Annotated in this window: 17 protein-coding genes, 2 pseudogenes and 1 riboswitch; of the genes and pseudogenes, 6 read left to right on the top strand and 13 right to left on the bottom strand. The window is 73.2% G+C overall.

The window, feature by feature from the left end:
* Nucleotides 1-78 precede the first annotated feature (78 nt).
* The 3 genes and pseudogenes from LG632_RS11335 to LG632_RS30720 form a co-directional block, all read left to right on the top strand.
* Nucleotides 79-1269 carry a putative hexosyltransferase gene (locus LG632_RS11335; RefSeq protein WP_374203456.1) on the top strand — a complete coding sequence of 397 codons (1191 nt, stop codon included), beginning with the start codon at nucleotides 79-81 and terminating at the stop codon, nucleotides 1267-1269.
* Nucleotides 1270-1617: 348 nt separating this feature from the next.
* A pseudogene (locus LG632_RS11330) lies at nucleotides 1618-1950 on the top strand (phosphatase PAP2 family protein); the annotation flags it as partial.
* 1 nt (nucleotide 1951) lies between these two features.
* Nucleotides 1952-2056, top strand: a pseudogene (locus tag LG632_RS30720) (DNA ligase LigA-related protein); the annotation flags it as partial.
* A gap of 221 nt (nucleotides 2057-2277) precedes the next feature.
* Here LG632_RS30720 and LG632_RS11315 read toward each other — a convergent pair.
* Nucleotides 2278-2544, bottom strand: a complete 267-nt coding sequence (locus LG632_RS11315) for an SCO4848 family membrane protein (RefSeq protein WP_226726836.1) — start codon at nucleotides 2542-2544, stop codon at nucleotides 2278-2280.
* A gap of 121 nt (nucleotides 2545-2665) precedes the next feature.
* Here LG632_RS11315 and LG632_RS11310 point away from each other — a divergent pair, with 121 nt between their 5' ends.
* Nucleotides 2666-3898 carry a D-alanyl-D-alanine carboxypeptidase family protein gene (locus LG632_RS11310; RefSeq protein WP_226726835.1) on the top strand — a complete coding sequence of 411 codons (1233 nt, stop codon included), beginning with the start codon at nucleotides 2666-2668 and terminating at the stop codon, nucleotides 3896-3898.
* Here the strand turns inward: LG632_RS11310 and LG632_RS11305 are convergent.
* The 4 genes from LG632_RS11305 to glyA all read right to left on the bottom strand — a co-directional run bounded on the left by LG632_RS11305 (nucleotide 3840) and on the right by glyA (nucleotide 8089).
* Complete coding sequence (locus tag LG632_RS11305; RefSeq protein ID WP_226726834.1) at nucleotides 3840-4760, bottom strand: YihY/virulence factor BrkB family protein; 921 nt, start codon at nucleotides 4758-4760, stop codon at nucleotides 3840-3842. The two genes, LG632_RS11310 and LG632_RS11305, sit on opposite strands and share 59 nt — an antisense overlap.
* 137 nt (nucleotides 4761-4897) lie before the next feature.
* Nucleotides 4898-5485: a 2'-5' RNA ligase family protein gene (locus LG632_RS11300; RefSeq protein WP_226726833.1), complete on the bottom strand. Its 588-nt coding sequence runs from the start codon at nucleotides 5483-5485 to the stop codon at nucleotides 4898-4900.
* A 95-nt stretch (nucleotides 5486-5580) separates the two neighbouring features.
* The gene (trpS, locus tag LG632_RS11295) at nucleotides 5581-6648 is read right to left on the bottom strand and encodes a tryptophan--tRNA ligase (RefSeq protein WP_226726832.1); all 1068 of its coding nucleotides are present in this window, start codon (nucleotides 6646-6648) and stop codon (nucleotides 5581-5583) included.
* 172 nt (nucleotides 6649-6820) lie between these two features.
* Nucleotides 6821-8089, bottom strand: coding sequence for a serine hydroxymethyltransferase (gene glyA / locus LG632_RS11290; protein ID WP_226726831.1), 1269 nt, complete (start codon nucleotides 8087-8089; stop codon nucleotides 6821-6823).
* A gap of 39 nt (nucleotides 8090-8128) precedes the next feature.
* Nucleotides 8129-8221, bottom strand: a riboswitch (ZMP/ZTP riboswitch).
* A gap of 84 nt (nucleotides 8222-8305) precedes the next feature.
* On the opposite strand from glyA, the gene rocD reads away from it, so the two are divergent.
* Nucleotides 8306-9550, top strand: a complete 1245-nt coding sequence (gene rocD, locus LG632_RS11285; protein ID WP_264201671.1) for an ornithine--oxo-acid transaminase — start codon at nucleotides 8306-8308, stop codon at nucleotides 9548-9550.
* A 70-nt stretch (nucleotides 9551-9620) separates the two neighbouring features.
* On the opposite strand, the gene LG632_RS11280 is transcribed toward rocD, so the two are convergent.
* From LG632_RS11280 to pdxR, 3 genes are all read right to left on the bottom strand, one after another.
* Nucleotides 9621-10811: a glutathionylspermidine synthase family protein gene (locus LG632_RS11280; protein WP_226726829.1), complete on the bottom strand. Its 1191-nt coding sequence runs from the start codon at nucleotides 10809-10811 to the stop codon at nucleotides 9621-9623.
* 9 nt (nucleotides 10812-10820) lie between these two features.
* Entirely contained in the window at nucleotides 10821-11120 is a 300-nt protein-coding gene (locus tag LG632_RS11275) for a hypothetical protein (RefSeq protein WP_226726828.1), read from the bottom strand.
* Between the two features lie 518 nt (nucleotides 11121-11638).
* Nucleotides 11639-13048, bottom strand: coding sequence for a MocR-like pyridoxine biosynthesis transcription factor PdxR (gene pdxR / locus LG632_RS11270; RefSeq protein ID WP_226726827.1), 1410 nt, complete (start codon nucleotides 13046-13048; stop codon nucleotides 11639-11641).
* 46 nt (nucleotides 13049-13094) lie between these two features.
* On the opposite strand from pdxR, the gene LG632_RS11265 reads away from it, so the two are divergent.
* Nucleotides 13095-13637: a carboxymuconolactone decarboxylase family protein gene (locus LG632_RS11265; RefSeq protein ID WP_374203454.1), complete on the top strand. Its 543-nt coding sequence runs from the start codon at nucleotides 13095-13097 to the stop codon at nucleotides 13635-13637.
* A 126-nt stretch (nucleotides 13638-13763) separates the two neighbouring features.
* On the opposite strand, the gene LG632_RS11260 is transcribed toward LG632_RS11265, so the two are convergent.
* The 5 genes from LG632_RS11260 to LG632_RS11240 all read right to left on the bottom strand — a co-directional run.
* Nucleotides 13764-14450, bottom strand: a complete 687-nt coding sequence (locus LG632_RS11260; RefSeq protein ID WP_226726826.1) for a serine/threonine kinase C-terminal domain-containing protein — start codon at nucleotides 14448-14450, stop codon at nucleotides 13764-13766.
* A gap of 374 nt (nucleotides 14451-14824) precedes the next feature.
* A complete protein-coding gene (locus LG632_RS11255) occupies nucleotides 14825-15175 on the bottom strand; it encodes a hypothetical protein (protein WP_226726825.1) in 351 nt (116 codons plus the stop codon).
* Nucleotides 15176-15272: 97 nt separating this feature from the next.
* Nucleotides 15273-17039 (bottom strand): AbeC-like domain-containing protein, encoded by a 1767-nt coding sequence (locus tag LG632_RS11250; RefSeq protein WP_226726824.1) that lies wholly within the window; start codon nucleotides 17037-17039, stop codon nucleotides 15273-15275.
* Nucleotides 17040-17146: 107 nt separating this feature from the next.
* A complete protein-coding gene (locus LG632_RS11245) occupies nucleotides 17147-18136 on the bottom strand; it encodes a malate dehydrogenase (protein WP_226726823.1) in 990 nt (329 codons plus the stop codon).
* A 234-nt stretch (nucleotides 18137-18370) separates the two neighbouring features.
* The coding region (locus LG632_RS11240) for a DUF3017 domain-containing protein (protein WP_226726822.1) at nucleotides 18371-18770 on the bottom strand (400 nt) is incomplete at its 5' end.

Below are 18770 nucleotides of genomic sequence, written 5' to 3'. Positions count from 1 at the left end.
CGCTCACGGCGCGTGGTTTCGGTTCGGGGCCCGCCGCGCCCGGCGATCGGGGCCCACCGACCGGTCCCACCGATAATCATGCCTGTGAAAGATCTTGGATCGAGCCGGGCCGGACGCCCCGCGCGGCACACGCCGCCCCCGGCCCCCGGCCTGCGCCGGGCCGCGCCCGCCCTCGCCGCCTTCGTGGCGGTGCGACTGCTGGGCCTGGTGGCGCTCGCGGTGTGGTCGGCGCGCGCGGGCAGCAGCCCGCACACGCTGCTGTCGGCCCGCTGGGACTCGCTCTGGTACGCCCGGATCGCCGCCGAGGGGTACGGCTACGAGGTCGTGCTGCCGAGCGGAGCCGTCCACTCCAATCTCGCCTTCTTCCCCCTGCTGCCCTGGCTGGAGCGGCTGGTCGCGGCGCCGACCGGGCTGTCGTACGGCAGCGCGGGCCTGGTCGTCTCGGCCGTGGCCGCGCTCGCCGCGGCCTGGGGGATCTTCGCGGTCACCGACCTGCGGTACGGACGCCGGGCCGGGGTGTGCGCCGCCGCGGCCTGGGCGGCGCTGCCGGTCGGGATCGTGCAGTCCATGGCGTACAGCGAGGCGCTGTTCACCGCGCTCGCGGCCTGGGCGCTGTACGCCGTGCTCCGCGAGCGCTGGGTGCTGGCGGGCCTGCTGGCCGCCGGGGCGGGGCTGACCCGTCCGGTCGGGGCGGCGGTGGTGGCCGCCGTCTGGGTGGGGGCCGTACTGGCGCTGCGCAAGGACGGGGACGGCGGCGGGCGCGGGCGGCGGGACCGGCGGCCGGTGGCCGGGATGCTGCTGGCCCCGCTGGGCGCGGCGGCGTACGTGCTGTGGGTCGGGGCGCACACCGGCCGCGGCCCGCTCGGCTACCTGGACGTGCAGGCCGGCTGGGGCAACGGCTTCGACGGCGGCCTCGCCTTCGCCCGGTTCGTCGGGGACAAGCTGGCGTCCCCCACGTCCCTGGCGGCGGGCATCGGCCTCGTCGCCGGGGTGCTCCTGGTGCTGTGGCTGTACGCGCTCGGCGTGCGGCAGCGGCAACCGGTGGTGCTCCTGGTCTACTGCGGGATCGTGGTCGCGCTGGCCCTGTGCGCCTCGGGCTACTTCGGCTCGAAGCCGCGGCTGCTGCTGCCGGCGTTCCCGCTGGTGCTGCCGCCCGCCGTGGCCCTGGCCCGGTGGCGGACCGGCCGGGCGGCCGCGGCGCTGGGGGCGGTGGCGCTGATCGGCGCGGTGTACGGGGCCTTCTGGCTGAACGGCTCGGGGCCGCCGTAGGCGCCCGGCGGGGCGCGGCGGAGCGGTCGGGGGGCGCCGGCGGGGTGGCCCGCAAGCGCCCGGCGCTCCCGGCGGCGGCCCGCAGGCGACCCGCCGGCGGCGGAAGAATCAATTCCGATCGCATTCACGGCCCCCGGAAAGGAAATTCAGGCACCTGCCGTGAAGCCCGGATAAACACCCGAACCCCATTCCGGCGACCACCCCCACCACTCCCCGAACTCCCGCCGGATTCTCGGGAATAGCCCCCGAATGAGACCAACTCCACATCACATGGTCATCACAACCCCGGCGATTCGACCGGCCCGCCCACCAGCTCGCGGTAACGTCGATTGAGTGCGTACCGATCAAATCTTCACCCGTCTGGAGCGGGTCTTCGCCCGGCTGGACCGTGAACCCCAACGACCGGCTCATCTGCAAACGCCGCAGATGAGCCGGCACCGTGTCGTGCTGCTCGGTGCCACGCTCGCCTTCTATTCGGCGATCGTGGTGGCCGTACTGACCACCTCCTGGCTGGTCCGGCTCGACTGGCAGATCATGTTCTTCCGGCCGTACGAGCAGTGGCCGCAGCTGCACGCGTTCCTCGACTACCTCGTCGTCCTGGGACAGCGCGGCCCCACCGCCGTGATGGTCGCCGCCTGGCTCGGTTGGCGCTCCTGGCGGCAGCACACCCTGCGCCCGCTGCCGCTTCCGATACTACGTCAAGGACCAGCCGGTCATCAGCGACGCCGAGTTCGACAAGCTGCTGCGCTCCCTTGAGGCCCTGGAGGAGCAGTACCCGGAGCTGCGGCCAGGACACGGCCTGCTGGAGCCAGAACGGCGCTCCGGCCCGGCCCACGACCAGCGCGGCCAGCGACAGCAGGGGCAGCGCGAACGCGGCGGCGGTCAGCACCCGCCGCACCCGCGAGCCCGGGGCGGTGGTGTCGCGCACGAGCCGTGTCCACAGCCAGCGGTGCACCAGCGCGAACAGGGCCAGCACCAGCAGGACCACGACGACGACGAGCACGACGGTCATCGGTGGTCCCCCGGGCCGCCGTCGCGTGACGCGCGCCGCAGCGCCCTGACGCCGCGCAACCCGATCACTCCGATGGCCGTCCCCAGGAGAAAGGAGGTCACGGCGAGCGCGAGGTGGACCCAGAAGTAGGCGGTGGGTTCACCGTCCTCGAACGCCAGGCCACTCGCGTCCTTCACCAGGTTGCGGACGAAAGTGATCCAGATGAACCAGCTCCACACTCCGAACGCGAGCAGGAACCAGGAGGCGGATCGGCCGAGTCTCATGCCCTCAGTATCGGTTCCGTCCCCGGGACGGACGCGCCGGGGTGGGCTGTCCCGGCGGTGGTATCGGCGGGTTGGCCCAAGCGTCACGATAAATATGACAAGGCGATGTACGTTCACCTGCGTGTCTGCAAAAAAGTCCGCGCTGACGGCCGTGTCCGCCGCGCTGCTGCTCCCCGCCCTGCTGGCCGCTCCCGCGCACGCCGACGACGACAACAAGCCCGGCGCGCCCGCCAAGCTGCCCGCGGAGCCGCCCGCGAAGATGTCCACGGTCGGCGGCGCCCGGCTGGGGCAGCCCGGCACCCAGGTCAACCTGCTGCCCGGCGCGCCCGCCCTGCCGTCCAACCTGACGGGACGTTCGTGGATCGTGGCGGACGCCGAGTCCGGTGAGGTGCTCGCCGCGCACAACGCGCACTGGAAGCTGCCTCCGGCCTCCACCTTGAAGATGCTGTTCGCGGACACCGTCCTGCCGACCCTCCCCAAGAACAAGGTCCACAAGGTCACCCCGCAGGACCTGGAGGGGGTCGGAGCCGGGAGCAGCCTGGTCGGGGTCAAGGAGGACATGGAGTACTCCGTCCACGACCTGTGGCTGGGGGTCTTCCTGCGCTCCGGCAACGACGCCGTCCATGTGCTCTCCGCGATGAACGGCGGGATCGACAAGACCGTCAAGGACATGCAGGCGCACGCCGAGGAGCTCCAGGCCCTGGACACCCATGTGGTCTCCCCCGACGGCTACGACGCCGCCGACCAGGTCTCCAGCGCCTACGACCTGACCCTCTTCGCCCGCTCCGGGCTGCAGAAGAAGGACTTCCGGGAGTACTGCGGCACGGCGACCGCGGCCTTCCCCGGCGACCAGGTGCCCGGCAGGCCGCGCGACACCTTCGAGATCCAGAACACCAACCGGCTGATGACGGGCGCCGGCGGGGTCGCCCCGTACAAGGGCATCGCGGGGGTGAAGAACGGCAACACCTCGATGGCCGGCTCCACCTTCACCGGGGTCGCCCAGCGCGGCGACCGCAAGCTGCTGGTGACGGTCATGAACCCGAGCGCGGGCGGCGCGAACCCGGTCTACAACGAGACCGCCGCCCTGCTCGACTGGGGTTTCGAGGCGGCGGGGAAGGTGAAGCCGGTCGGTGAGCTGGTGCCGCCGAAGGGCTCCGACACCAGCCCCTACGGCTCCCCGGCCGAGTCCCACGAGAACAACGTGTCGGCCGCCGCCGCCCACACCGGGGGCCTGGGGACGGCGCTGGGCATCGCGGGCGGCGCCGTGGCCGTGCTCGCCGCCGGCGCGTTCGTGGTCAACCGGCGGTGGCCGCGTGGCGCGCGGAGCCGGCGGACGCCGCCCCCGACGGACTGACCGGTTCGTCCTCGGCCTTCCCCGTCGCCGTCCAGGCCGCGCAGTACAGCAGCAGCTTCGCGGTCAGGTTGATCCACAGCAGCAGGGCGACGGGGACGCCGAAGGCCCCGTACATGCTCTTCGCGGCGACCCCCTGGATGTAGCCGCTGAGCAGCAGTTTCAGCAGTTCGAAGCCGACCGCGCCGAGCAGCGCCGCCTGGAGCAGACGGCGCCGGGGCGGCTCGACGCCCGGCAGCAGCGTCAGCAGGTAGAGCAGCAGCAGGAACGCGGCCAGCACCCCGACGGCGAAGGCACCGCCCCGCAGCAGCAGCCCGCCGGCGCCCTGCTGGGGGATGCCCAGCCAGCTGCCGAGCCGGCCGACGGCGCTGGAGCCGACGGTCGAGGCGGCCGCGGAGGCCAGTCCGGCCGCGCCGAGGCCGAACAGCACCAGCGCGTCCTTGCCCTTGCGCACGACGGGGTTGCCGTCGTCCTCGTCGTCCTTCTCCCACACCGCACGCAGGCAGTCGCGCATCGAGCCGACCCAGCCGATGCCGGTGAACAGCAGCAGGGCGCCGGCGACCAGGCCGACGGTGGCGGCGTTGGAGACCAGCGAGCCGAGGTCCAGCTGGTCGGAGATGCCGGGCACCTGCTCGGCGAGGCGCTTTTGCAGGGTGTCCAGCTGCTCCTGGCTCAGCAGGCTCGCACCGATCGCGGCGGCGACGGTGATCAGCGGGAAGAGCGCGAGGAAGCTGATGAACGTGACGGCGGCGGCGAGCCTGCTCCAGTGGACGCGTTCCAGGCGCTCGAACGAACGCCAGGCATGGGTGCGCATCAGCCGGGTCACGAGCGGCCCGATCACCGGGAGCCGCGTCAGCCAGTCCATGGAGTCACCGTAATGTGAGGTGCCGGAAATAGCCGGGATTGTCCGCTTCGGGCGCTACGGTCGTCCACTGTGACTTTTCGAGACCTGGTCCAGCGCAGGCTCCACTACAGCGCCCTGGCCGCCCGGAGGGCCCTGCGTCAGGGACGGCGCAGGGCCGTCTCGTCCGCCGGCGCGCCGGGCTGCGCCGGCACGCTCGCGGCGCCCGTCCCGAAAGGGTATTCACGCAACTTGCGCCAGACCCCGTCCGAGCCCTGCTCGTAGAGCGCGAAGCCCTCGCACACCCACTCCGCCGTGTAGTCGGCGAGCGCCTCGAACGCCACGTCCATCGCCTCCTCGGAGATCCCGTGGGCGACCGTGACGTGCGGGTGGTACGGGAAGGCCAGCTCCCGGTCCAGCGGCCCCCGCGGGTCGCGGACCCGGCCCTGGAGCCGGGTGCAGCCCGCCGCGCCCTCGACCACCTGGACGAAGACCACGGGCGAGAGCGGACGGAAGGTGCCGGTGCCGGCCAGCCGCATCGGGAAGGCCCGGAAGCCCGCCGCGACCTCCGCCAGGTGCGCCCGGATCTCCGGGAGCCGCTCGGCGTCCACCTCGGTCGGCGGCACCAGGGTGACATGCGTGGGGATGCCGTGCGCGGCCTCGTCCCCGAAGCCGGCCCGCCGCTGCTGGAGCTGGCTGCCGTACGGCTCCGGGACCGCGATCGAAACGCCGAGCGTTACGGTCCCCACGGATGTCTCCTCGGTGAAGTCGGTGGCCTGCGCGGTTCACGTGCCGACCCCCAGTGTGGGGGCAGCACCCCCCGGTCGGCCAGTGGCGCAGGTGGTCAGTGCTTGGCGGGCAGCAGACCGAGCCGGTCGTAGGCCTGCGCGAGCGTCTCCGCGGCCACGGCACGGGCCTTCTCCGCGCCCTTGGCCAGGATGGAGTCCAGCGTCTCCGGGTCGTCCAGGAACTCCTGGGTGCGCCGGCGGAACGGTGTGACGAAGTCGACCACGACACCGGCGAGGTCCGTCTTGAGCGCGCCGTAGCCCTGGCCGGTGTACTTCTGCTCCAGGGCCGCGATGCTCTCCCCCGTAAGGGTGGAGTAGATCGTGAGCAGGTTGCTGACACCGGGCTTGTGCTCGGGGTCGAAGCGGATCTCGGCCTCGGTGTCGGTGACCGCGCTCTTGATCTTCTTCTCGCTGACCTTGGCCTCGTCGAGGAGGTTGATCAGGCCCTTGGGGGTGGCCGCCGACTTCGACATCTTGGCCGTCGGGTCCTGGAGGTCGTAGATCTTGGCGACCTCCTTGACGATGTGCGGCGCCGGGACGGTGAAGGTCCGCCCGTAGCGCTGGTTGAAGCGCTCGGCGAGGTCCCGGGTCAGCTCGATGTGCTGGCGCTGGTCCTCGCCCACCGGCACGGAGTCGGCCTGGTAGAGCAGGATGTCGGCGACCTGCAGGATCGGGTACGTGAACAGGCCGACCGTGGCGTTGTTCGCGCCCTGCTTGGCGGACTTGTCCTTGAACTGGGTCATCCGGCTGGCCTCACCGAATCCGGTGAGGCAGTTCATCACCCAGCCGAGCTGCGCGTGCTCGGGGACGTGGCTCTGCACGAAGAGGGTGCACCGCTCGGGGTCCAGGCCGGCCGCGAGCAGCTGCGCGACCGAGAGCCGGGTGTTCGCGCGCAGGTCCTTCGGGTCCTGCGGCACGGTGATCGCGTGCAGGTCGACCACCATGTAGAAGGAGTCGTGCGTCTCCTGCAGGGCGACGTACTGGCGGATGGCTCCGAGGTAGTTCCCGAGGTGGAACGAACCGGAGGTGGGCTGGATACCGGAGAGCGCTCGCGGGCGGCGCTGCGGCGCGGGGCGCCCCGATTCAGGGCGGGGGTGGGTGACGGGAGGGCGGTCGAAGGCCATGGGGCCATTCTCGCAGGTGCGACGGCTGTGCCGGATCCGCGCTGGCCGGAAGGACGCCACTTCCCCGCACCGGTGAGGCCCGGATCACACCGCCCGCCCCACCAGGGGCGGGCGGTGCCCACGTACCGGACAGTAGCCGCGCGGCCGGATAGTGCCCCGGCCGAGCGACCGCTTACGCCTGCGGCAGGCCGGGCGCCGGGTACTGCGCCATGAGGTCGCCGACCTCCTTGCGGATCACCGCGAGGGCACCCTCGTCGCCGGTGCGGGCCGCGGCCACCGCCCGCGCGATCCACTCCGCGACCACCGGCATGTGCGCGGTGGTCAGACCCCGGGAGGTCAGCGACGGCGTGCCGATCCGGATGCCCGACGGGTCGAAGGGCTTGCGCGGGTCGAACGGCACGGTGTTGTAGTTGACCACGATCCCGGCCCGGTCCAGTGCCTTCGCGGCGACCTTGCCCGGCACGTCCTGGCCGGTGAGGTCGATGAGGATCAGGTGGTTGTCGGTGCCGCCCGAGACCAGGTCCAGGCCGCGCGCCAGCAGCTCCTGCGCCAGCGCCCTCGCGTTGGCCACCACCGCGTGGGCGTACGTGGTGAAGGCGGGCTGCGCCGCCTCCTGAAGGGCGACCGCGATCCCCGCCGTGGTCTGGTTGTGCGGGCCGCCCTGCAGGCCCGGGAAGACCGCCTTGTCGATGGCCTTCGCGTGCTCCTCGCGGCACATCAGCATCGCGCCGCGCGGGCCGCGCAGCGTCTTGTGGGTGGTGGTGGAGACGACGTCCGCGTGCGGCACCGGCGAGGGGTGCGCGCCGCCCGCGATCAGGCCCGCGATGTGGGCGACGTCCGCGACCAGCACCGAGCCCGCCTCGCGGGCGATCTCGGCGAAGGCGGCGAAGTCGATGGTCCGGGGCAGGGCCGTGCCGCCGCAGAACAGGATCTTCGGCCGCTCGGCCAGCGCCAGCTCGCGCACGGCGTCGTAGTCGATCAGGCCGGTGTCCGCGCGGACGCCGTACTGCACGCCGCGGAACCACGAGCCCGTCGCCGAGACACCCCAGCCGTGCGTGAGGTGGCCGCCCATCGGCAGCGCCATGCCCATCACCGTGTCGCCGGGCCGGGCGAAGGCGAGGTAGACGGCCAGGTTGGCGGGCGAGCCCGAGTACGGCTGGACGTTGGCGTGGTCCACGCCGAACAGGCCCTTGGCGCGCTCCACCGCCAGCGCCTCGATCCGGTCGATGTTCTGCTGGCCCTCGTAGTAGCGCCGGCCCGGGTAGCCCTCGCTGTACTTGTTCTGCAGGACGGTGCCGGAGGCCTCCAGCACGGCGGCGGAGACGTAGTTCTCACTGGGGATCAGGCGCAGGGTGTCGGCCTGGAGGCGCTCCTCGGCGGCCACCAGGCCGGCGAGTTCGGGGTCGGTGGCGGCGAGGGCGGGATGACGGTGCGCGGTCACGGCGGCTCCTGTCGGGGTCGAGGTCGAATGTCGTACCCCGCGACAGGCCCAGGCGGGCGGCCGATGCGTTGCGGCTGAACGCACACGGCTCCCCCGGAGTTCGTTCCCCGTACGCCAGTCGCCGCGCGTACCCCTCACCTTAGCGGCCGTGTCACGGGGAAGGTTTCCCCGTCCGGTATCCGAGCGACGATAGAAGTGACGTCACCCTCGTCACTCATGGGCCAGGACGGACGAAACGGAGACCCCGTGTCGACTACAGCGCACGCCACAGCAGCCGCCATCCGTTCCGCGGAGGAGCACAGCGCGCACAACTACCATCCGCTCCCCGTGGTCGTCGCGACGGCGGAGGGCGCGTGGATGACGGACGTCGAGGGCAAGCGCTACCTCGACATGCTCGCCGGGTACTCCGCACTGAATTTCGGCCACGGCAACCGCCGGCTGATCGACGCCGCCAGAGCGCAGCTGGAGCGCGTCACCCTCACCTCCCGCGCCTTCCACCACGACCGGTTCGCCGCGTTCTGCGCCGAGCTGGCCGCGCTGTGCGGCAAGGAGATGGTGCTGCCGATGAACACCGGCGCCGAGGCCGTCGAGACGGCGGTCAAGACCGCGCGCAAGTGGGGGTACGAGGTCAAGGGCGTCCCCGACGGCCAGGCCAAGATCGTCGTCGCGGCGAACAACTTCCACGGCCGCACCACCACCATCGTCTCGTTCTCCACCGACCACGAGGCCCGCGACCACTACGGCCCCTACACCCCCGGCTTCGAGATCGTCCCCTACGGCGACCTGACGGCGATGGAGGCCGCGGTCACCGCGAACACCGTGGCCGTCCTGCTGGAGCCCATCCAGGGCGAGGCCGGCGTCCTCGTCCCGCCCGCCGGATACCTGCGCGCCGTACGCGAGCTGACCCGCACTCGGAACGTGCTGTTCATGGCCGACGAGATCCAGTCCGGCCTCGGTCGCACGGGGAAGACGTTCGCCTGCGAGCACGAGGGCGTCGTCCCCGACCTCTACATCCTCGGCAAGGCCCTCGGCGGCGGCGTGGTCCCGGTCTCGGCCGTGGTCGGCGACCGCGACGTGCTCGGCGTCTTCCGGCCCGGCGAGCACGGCTCCACCTTCGGCGGCAACCCGCTGGCCTGCGCGGTCGCCCTGGAGGTCATCGCGATGCTGCGCACCGGCGAGTACCAGCAGCGCGCCGCCGAGCTCGGCGAGCACCTCCACCACGAACTGAACATGCTGGTCGGCGCGGGCGCGGTGACCGCCGTACGGGGCCGGGGCCTGTGGGCCGGCGTGGACATCGCCCCCGGGCACGGCACCGGCCGGGAGGTCTCGGAGCGGCTGATGGAACGCGGGGTCCTGGTGAAGGACACCCACGGCGCCACGATCCGCATCGCGCCGCCGCTGGTCATCACCAAGGAGGACCTGGACTGGGGCCTGGAACAACTGCGGGCGGTCCTGGGCTGACGGCCACCCCGCCGGGCCGCGGCGACCGCCGCGGCCCGGCGGCTGCGCGGGCCCGGCTCCGGCCGGTGCCTCAGAGGATGACGTGGGGCAGGAACCGGGCGTACTCGTCCGTGACCGGCCCCGCCGACTCCCGGATGCCGAGTCCCGCGGCCTCCTCCTCCACGACCCACGCCCCGAGCACCACCCGGTTGCCGTCGAAGTCCGGCAGCGGGGCCAGGGCCTGGAAGCACACGGGGTCCGCACCCGGCGCGGCCACGTACGGCTGCCCGCCCACCTCGTGCAGACTCACCCCGGCGCCCTCCCGGCCCAGCAGCGGCTTGGCGACGTACCCGCCGGCCTCCGCGAGCTCGCGCGGCCCGTCGAGGTAGGCGGGCAGCAGGTTCGGATGGTCCGGGAAGAGCTCCCACAGCACCGCCAGCAGCGCCTTGTTGGACAGCAGCATCTTCCAGGCCGGCTCGATCCAGCAGGTGGTGCCGGTGCCGCCGCCCTGGTCGATGGTGTCGAGCACGTACGGCCCGAACTCGTCGGCGGCCAGCCACTCCCACGGGTACAGCTTGAAGCAGCTGCGGATGAAGCGGAGCCGCTCGTCCACGAACCGGCCGGACAGCCGGTCCCAGCCGATCCGCTCCACGGTCAGCGCCTCGGTCTCCAGCCCCGCCTGCTCGGCGGTCTCCTGGAGGTAGGCGACCGTCATCAGGTCCTCGCCGAGCTCGTCCGCCTCGGAGTGGACGAAGTGCACCGGGCCGGGCGGCAGCAGCTCCGCCTGCCGGCGCCAGGCGTCGACGAGGCGCTCGTGCAGGGAGTTCCACTGGTCGGCGCCGGGGAAGCGCTCCTCCATCCAGAACCACTGCGGACTGGCCGCCTCCACCAGCGACGTCGGCGTGTCGGCGTTGTACTCCAGCAGCTTGGCCGGCCCGGTGCCGTCGTAACGCAGGTCGAACCGCCCGTACAGGGACGGCTGCTCGGCCCTGCGCCGCCACGACTCGGCGACGACCTCGCGCAGCCGCGGATCGGTGATCCCGAGATCGGCGAACCGGTCCTCGGCGACGATGTGCGCGGCCGCGGCCAGGCACATGGCGTGCAACTCCTCGACCACGTCCTCCAGCGCCTCGACCTCGGGCAGGGTGAAGGAGTAGTAGGCGCTCTCGTCCCAGTAGGGCCGCAGGCTGTCGTCGGGATAGCGCGTGAGCGGGTAGATGACGCCCTGCTGCTCGACGATCTGCTGCCAGCCGCTGCGCGGCTCGATGGTGTGACGCTTCACGGGACCCGGTCACCCCCCGCTGGAGGAGGACCCACCCCCGATGCCACCACGCTGCACGGCGGACTTGTCGAAGCTCCCGCCGGACACCTTCCCGGCCGACACGGTCCCACCGTAGTAGTAGGACCCGCGCCCGCCGCTCTTGCACTCCTTCATCGACAGCTGGTTCAGCGTCGAGCGGTCGGCGCAGCGCTTGTCCGGTTCCTTGCTGCTGCCGCAGGCGACGAGGCTGGCGGCGAGCAGCCCCATGCCCCCGAGCGCGACCGCGCCGGAGCGCATCCGGCGCTGCGTAGTGCTGCTGCTGTTGTCCATGTCCGAGGCTCCCCCTGATGGCGTGCTGGCGGACAGCCTAGGCCCGCCCCACCGACCGATGGAATCCAGCCGCCGCATCCCGCTCCCACCCGCCCCCGATATGCGCCACTTACCCCGATCTGCACGCGGCCCGCACACCTGTCACCGGAGGGCGCGGCTGCGCGGCACCCACCGGGAGGGCGCGGCAGGCGATCGGAGGGGGTTTCGCCCGAAGGGCGCGGCTTGCTCGGGCCACGGCAGGGTCCGGGCGTCTCCGCAGGGGCCCGGGTGCACAAGGACCCCCCTGCCGCCCTTCCGGGTGCCTGACCGCCAGGCTGTTGGCTGGGCGGGGCGGTGGTCGGGGTCAAGGGTGGAGCGCAGCGGAATCGCGCAGCGACGCGACCGCAGGGAGCGCCCTTGAGGCCGGCCACCGCCCCGCACGGACAATGGACTGGCGGTCAGACACCCCGCCCCACCGACCCCGCCCGGCCAAGGCCAAGGCTCGCCAAGGCCAAGGCTCGCCACGCGAACCCGCCCCCTCAAGGCAACGCCGCCACCAACGCCTCCAGCGTCGGCCCCCACGCGCTGTCCGACGGAGTCGCGTAGCCGACGACCAAGGCGTCGCGCGGGGGAAGGTCGGCGGCCGGGTGGCGGTACGTCGACAGGCCGTCCAGGGCCAGTTCGTGCCAGGCCGCCGCCTGGAGCACCGATCGCTCGGTGCCCGGCGGCAGGTCCAGGACGGCGTGCAGGCCCGCCGCTATGCCCGAGACCTCGACCCGGCCGTCCAACGCCGCGACCAGCTGGTCCCGGCGGCGCCGGTACCGCAGCCGCATCCCGCGCACGTGCCGGTCGTACGCGCCCGACGCGATGAACTGCGCCAGCGTCAGCTGGTCCAGCGCGCTGGAGGTCCAGTCCGCCCGCCCCTTGGCCGCCAGCGCCTCGTCCAGCATGCCGGGCGGGACCACCATCCAGCCCATCCGCAGGCCCGGGGCCAGGGACTTGCTCGCGGTGCCCAGGTAGATCACCCGGTCGGGGTCCAGGCCCTGGAGGGCGCCGACCGGCTGCCGGTCGTAGCGGAACTCCCCGTCGTAGTCGTCCTCGACGATCAACCCTCCGGTGGTCCGCGCCCAGTCCACGGCCGCCGCCCGCCGCGCGGGCGTCAGCGCGACCCCGGTCGGGAACTGGTGCGCGGGCGTCAGCAGTACCGCACCCGCCGACAGCCCCGCCAGGTCCTCCGTCCGCGCGCCCGCCCCGTCCAGCGCCAGCGGCACCGTCCGCAGCCCGGCGTCCGCGAGCAGACCCCGGTGGACGTACACCGCGTACGACTCCACGGCCAGCTCCCGCACCCGCCGGGCCCGCAGCATCCGCGCCACCAGCACCAGCCCGTGCGCGAAGCCCGAGCACAGCACGATCTGCTCCGGGTCGGCGTACACCCCGCGCGCCCGCGCCAGATAGCCGGCGAGGGCCTCGCGCAGTTCGATCCGGCCGCGCGGGTCCCCGTACCCGAAGGCGTCGTTCGGCGCGATCGCCATCGCCCGCCGGGCCGCCGCCAGCCAGGCCGCGCGCGGGAACGCGCCGAGGTCCGGCGAGCCGGGCCGCAGGCTGTACGACGGCCCGCGCGCGGCCGACGGGCGGCGGCTCGCGCCCGGCGCCTGCGCCGGGACGGTCGGCTTGCGCGGCCGGGCCCGTTCGGCGACCCGGGTGCCCGAGCCCTGCCGGGCGGTCAGCCAGCCCTCGGCGACCAGTTCGGCGTAGGCCTCGGCGACGGTGTTGCGGGCGATGCCCAGGTCCGCGGCCAGCGTCCGCGAGGACGGCAGCCGGGTGCCCGGCGCCAGCCGCCCGCTGCGCGCCGCCTCCCGCAGGGCCTCGGCGAGCCCGGCCCGCAGGCCTCGCCCCGGGACCGGCTCCAGCAGCAGGTCGGTACCGAAAGTGGCCCAGGAATCCGTCATGGACATGGACCATATCGGTGGGACGCCCGGTCCCTAGGGTGTGTCCATGACCACGAACCAGGCACAAGCACACGAACACGTGCACAACACCCGGAACGGCTCCCTCCATGCCCACGCGGCGGAGCACACGCCCCGCATGCAGCTGGCCAAGCTGGCGCCCGAGGTCTACAAGGCCGTCGTCGCGCTGGAGATCGCCTCCAAGAAGGGCCTGGACCCGGCCCTGGTCGAGCTCGTCAAGATCCGCGCCTCGCAGCTGAACCACTGTGCGTTCTGCCTGGACATGCACACCAAGGACGCGATCGCCGCCGGCGAGAGCGTGGAGCGGATCGTGCTGCTGGGCGCGTGGGAGGAGTCGCGCCACTTCTACACGGAGCGGGAACTCGCGGCGATCGAACTGACGGAGGCCGTGACGGTCCTCACGGACGGGTTCGTGCCGGACGAGGTGTACGAGAAGGCCGCGAAGCACTTCGAGGAGGCCGAGCTGGCGCAGCTGATCGCCGTGATCGCCACCATCAACGTGTGGAACCGCTTCGGCGTCACGACGCGCATGGTCCCGGGCCACTACACCCCCGGCCAGTACAAGCTCTGACCGGCGGGCCCGCCGGAACCACCCGGAACCACCCGGGACCACCCGGGACCACCGCACCAGAGGGCCCAGCGGGACCACGGGGACCACCGGGCCCACCAGGCGGGCGCCGCTCGGCAGCAGTCCCGGTCAGCTCCCTGGGCGGAACGCCCGCAGGGCCGCCTCGTGGCGGGACTGCGTACGGGGCCAGTCGGCGGCCGGGCCGGCCGCCAGGACGGCCCACTTGTTGCCGTCCTGCGCCACCAGCACCCGCTCCACCCCGCGGCGCCGCCCGCGGGACTCGTCGCTGTCGTACTCGTAGACGAGCTCGCCTGCCCCGCCCGCGACCTCGCCGACCCGGATCTCCTTGTAGCGGGGCGTACGGGAGCCCAGGTCGGCGCTCGCCCGCTCGACCGCCTGGACCGGGCTGAGGTCCGGTTCGACGACCCGGAACACCTGGATCAGAGCGGTCCGGTCGGGCGAGCGGTAGAAGACGGAGCCGCCGGACTCCTCGCGCTCCCAGCCGGAGGGCACGGCGACGACGAAGCCCTTGGGGTCGGTCAGGACCTCCCGCGCCTCGGCCGAGGCGCTCGCGCCGGGACCGGGCGACCCGGACGTGCTCGGGCCGCTCGTGGCAGGGCCCGGGCTCCGGGACGACGCGCTCGCGGCCGGCCCGCCGGAACCCGGCGCGCCCGTGGGCGCGGAGGGTTCCGGCGGGCCGGGGCTGACCGTGCCGCGGGACTCGCGCGCGGGCTCGTCGCGGTTCGCGAGCCACCAGCCGGTCGCCGCGCCCACGACGACGATCGCCACCAGGACCGCGGCCACGGCGGGCCGCACCCGCGCCCCTGCCCCCGCCCCCGCCCCACCGGACGGCGCCGGAACCAGCTCCGGTACCACCACCGGCACCGGTGCCGCTGGGTCCTCCGGCCGCCCGTACGGCACCCCGCCGAGCGTCGGCTCGTACCCCGGCAACGGCGGCACACGAGGCAACGTGGAAGCCGAGCCCCCCTCCGCCCCGGAGCCGGAAGGCCGCGACGGCGAAGGCCCGTACGACTCCGGCCCGGACGGCCCCGGCCCGGACGCCGCCGCACCGGGCCCGGCCCCGGCACCCGGCCCGGCCGGGGAGGCCGGGGCCGTCCGGTCCGGATCCGTCGCCGGGACCCAGCGCTGGGTCCTGGTGTCCCAGCGGAGTTCGCCGGGGGGTGTCACCGTCAGCCTCCCAGGGTCGTCAGCAGCCCGGCCAGGGTGCCGGCCGCGCCGATGGTCTCCACCAGCGGGGCCCACCGGTCCAGCGCACCGCGCAGCCGCGCGACCACGCCCGGACGGATCTCCTCCGCCTCCTCCAGGTCCCCGGCGGCCTCGTCCAGCTCCGCGTCCAGCTCCGACCGGTCGGTGCTCCGCGGCAGCCGCACCAGGGCCGCCCGCAGGTCCTGCACCGCCTCCAGCAGCTCCTCCGCGGTCGGCGCGGCGGCGGCCGCGCCCGCACCGTAGTGGTTCACGGTGTTGGTGTGGCCGCTGCCGCCGATGCTGAAGCTGCTGCCGGAGACGTTCCCGATCCGCACCGCCGGATCCTCGCCACCACCGGCCCCGGCACCGCCCCCGGCACCGGCCCCGCTCACCCCGCCGCCGTGCCCGTGCCCGTTACCGTGTCCATGCCCGTTATTTCCCACGGCCCTCGTTCCCCCTCGTCGCGTGCGTCGTGTTCTGCGCGCCGGTCCCGCCGACGCTGAAGGCGCTGTCGTGGACGGAGTGGATGTACGTCCCGCCGCTCGCGATGGTGATCGCGCTGCGCCGGGCGAACTCCTCGGTGTGCCAACCCGCCTCGTGCAGGGCCAGGATCACCCCGTGGACCACCCGGTCCTGAATCGTCTTCAGGTACCGGTCGGCATCCATCAGATGGAAGATCGAGCCGTTGTCCTGCGCGGCCAGCTCCCGCACCGACACCCGCGGCCCCTCCGGCCGCGCCCCGCCGTGCCCGCCGGTGACGATCCGCCACCAGCCCGCCAGCCCGCGGGCGAGCGTGGCGACGGAGCTGCCGAACGAGGCCGGGGTGCGCACCAGCGCCCAGACCGCCCGCCCGAGGGCGTTGTTGTTCAGGTAGCGGTGCGCGTCCGCGTCGGCGTTGTAGAAGCGGACGTGCACCGGGTTGAGCACGTGCGGGGCGACCTCCAGCATCAGCATGCCGCCCTGGGTGTGGACCCGTACGAACACGGTGACGACCAGGTCCTCGTCCCAGCCGCCGACCCGCACCCGCAGGAAGTGCCGGCGCCGCTCGCCGCCCTCCTCGACGGCCACCGCCCGCTGCTCGGCGAAGAACTGCGGGCTCAGCGGCGCGGAGTCGCGGTGCGGCAGCCCGTCGACGGGGACGAAGACGCACTCGTCGATGACCAGTTCGCGCAGCCGGTCCTGCACGGCCGCCTCCGCCTGCGCGGAGCCGTGCGGCGAGGGCACGCGCAGCGCCTGCAGCAGCGGCACGATCCGCTCCACGATCCGCGCGTTGGTCACCGGCGTCGGCTTGCGGTCCGGCCCGAGGTCCTCGCGCGGGCGCAGCTCGACCGACAGGTGCCACGGGTGGAACGGCTCGCCCGCCCCGCACAGCGGGTCGTTGACGTCGTACATGACGAGCGGCGAGTGCTGCTCGGCCCGGATCCGCCGCCGGATCCGCTCGAACCGGGCGCCGGGCGCCGCCTCGGCCGGGTCGCCGGCCTGGTCGGCGTACCGGTGGCGGGAGAGCTCCCCGGTGATGACGCGGGCGACCTGGCTCTGCTGGAGGGAGACCAGGACGACCAGGCCCGCGAAGGAGACCGGGAGCATCCACAGGGCCAGCCCGCCACCGCCCGACGAACCGCCGCCCCCGGGGCCGGCGAAGGGGTCGGCGGAGCCGGAGGAGCCGGTCAGGGAGTCGGTGAGGAACAGCGCGCCGACCCCCATCAGGTCCCCGAAGGCCCCGCCCAGCGCCAGCCCGATGCCGATCACGGCGATCACGATCACCGCGAGCATCCACCAGGCGTACACGCGCACCACGACGCCGAGGAAGCGCAGCAGCGGCAGGTCGCGGCCGCGCAGCCAGCGGGCGAGGGTCAGCAGCAGGAACGGGACCAGCAGGAACGTCAGCACGCCCGAGGTGATCACCGAGCCCACGAACCAGGCGCCGAGTATGCCGGCGGCCCAACCGAGTTCCATGCGGCGGGCACGCAGCGCGTGCGCCAGGACGCGGGTGGTGTCGAAGCCGTACGCGGGGGCGACCAGGCGCTCCTCGTGGACGTAGAGCTCCTCGACGACCCGCTCGCGGTAGCCCGCGTCGAGGTAGGTGCCGGCGCACAGGAGCCGGCCCGCCTCGCTCACGGAGGGGTGGACCGGCGGCCGTCCGGCCCGCGGGTCGACCCAGCTGCCGCTCGGCTGGGGAGGAAGGGGAATATCGGTCACCGAGGTGACCTTAGTTTTTGCTTATGCGCCCTTGACAGGCGAAATCGCGCCAAAGCGCCCCGACCAGGTTTGGCCGGGGCGCTCCGGGAACAGCAGGCGTGGCGGGCTCAGATGAGGCCGAGCTCGCGCACCGCGTCGCGCTCCTCGACGAGCTCCTGGACGGAGGCGTCGATGCGGGCGCGGGAGAACTCGTTGATGTCCAGGCCCTGGACGATCTCGTACTTGCCGTCCTTGCAGGTGACCGGGAAGGAGGAGATGAGGCCCTCGGGGACGCCGTAGGAGCCGTCCGACGGGATGCCCATGGAGGTCCAGTCGCCCTCGGCGGTGCCGTTGACCCAGGTGTGGATGTGGTCGATGGCCGCGTTGGCGGCGGAGGCGGCCGAGGACGCGCCACGGGCCTCGATGATGGCCGCGCCGCGCTTGGCGACGGTCGGGATGAACTCGTCCGCGAGCCACGCCTGGTCGTTCACGACCTCGGCGGCGTTCTTGCCGGCGATCTCCGCGTGGAAGATGTCCGGGTACTGGGTGGCGGAGTGGTTGCCCCAGATGGTCAGGCGCTTGATGTCGGAGACGGCGGCACCGGTCTTGGCGGCCAGCTGCGAGATCGCGCGGTTGTGGTCGAGGCGGGTCATCGCGGTGAAGCGCTCGGCCGGTACGTCCGGGGCGGCGGCCTGGGCGATCAGGGCGTTGGTGTTGGCCGGGTTGCCCACGACCAGGACCTTGATGTCGTCCGCGGCGTGGTCGTTGATGGCCTTGCCCTGCGGCTTGAAGATGCCGCCGTTGGCCGAGAGCAGGTCGCCGCGCTCCATGCCCTTGGTGCGCGGGCGGGCGCCGACGAGCAGGGCGACGTTCGCGCCGTCGAAGCCGACGTTCGGGTCGTCGGTGATCTCGATGCCGCGCAGCAGCGGGAAGGCGCAGTCGTCGAGCTCCATGGCGATGCCCTCGGCGGCCTTCAGGCCCTGCGGGATCTCCAGGAGGCGCAGGCTGACCGGCACGTCCGCGCCGAGCAGGTGGCCGGAGGCGATGCGGAAGAGCAGGGCGTAGCCGATCTGGCCGGCGGCGCCGGTGACGGTGACATTCACGGGAGTGCGGGTCATGGCCTTCTCCGTTAGACAGCTGGCGGTGGGGCGTCCCTGCCCCATGTGCTGGAGGACGCCGCTTCCCGGTGAATCTTGATGTGAAGAGACATCCGCGGTCAGGCTATAGGACACCGGAGGGGGCGCATCCCCGCCCCCGTGTGGTGCGTGGCACACGGGGCCGCGGATTCGAAGGCGAAGTCCCTCCGACGGCCGTACGACCAGCTGGTGTTGCGCCGGTCGTCGCGGTGCCGGTCAGCGCACGATGAAGCGGACGGTGTCCTCCAGGAACGGGATCTCCAGCCACGGCTTGGGCTCGGCGACCAGGGCCAGCAAGGTGATGGCGACGCCCAGCACGCCGTACGTGATCATGTCCGTGAAGCGGGAGCGTACGGCGAGCATGCCGACGGACGGGATCGCGCGGCGCAGTACGGCGGCGGCCATGAGGGCGACGCCGATGACCAGGCAACCGATCCGGACCTGCCCGACGGCGGTGCTGAGCAGCCCGATCGCCGTGGCGGCCAGCACGCTGAGCATGGGCCACTGCCGCGCGGGCGCCGGCGCGTCCCCGGGCGCGGCGCGCCCGCCGCCCTCGGGGCGGGCGGTGTCCCGTGTGACGGTGGGAAACCGCCGAGACCTGCCGGCCTCGGGCGCC

The sequence above is a fragment of the Streptomyces antimicrobicus genome (genome assembly GCF_020532625.1).
GTDB classification, from domain to species: domain Bacteria; phylum Actinomycetota; class Actinomycetes; order Streptomycetales; family Streptomycetaceae; genus Streptomyces; species Streptomyces antimicrobicus.
This window is presented reverse-complemented; position numbering and strand designations above follow the sequence as displayed.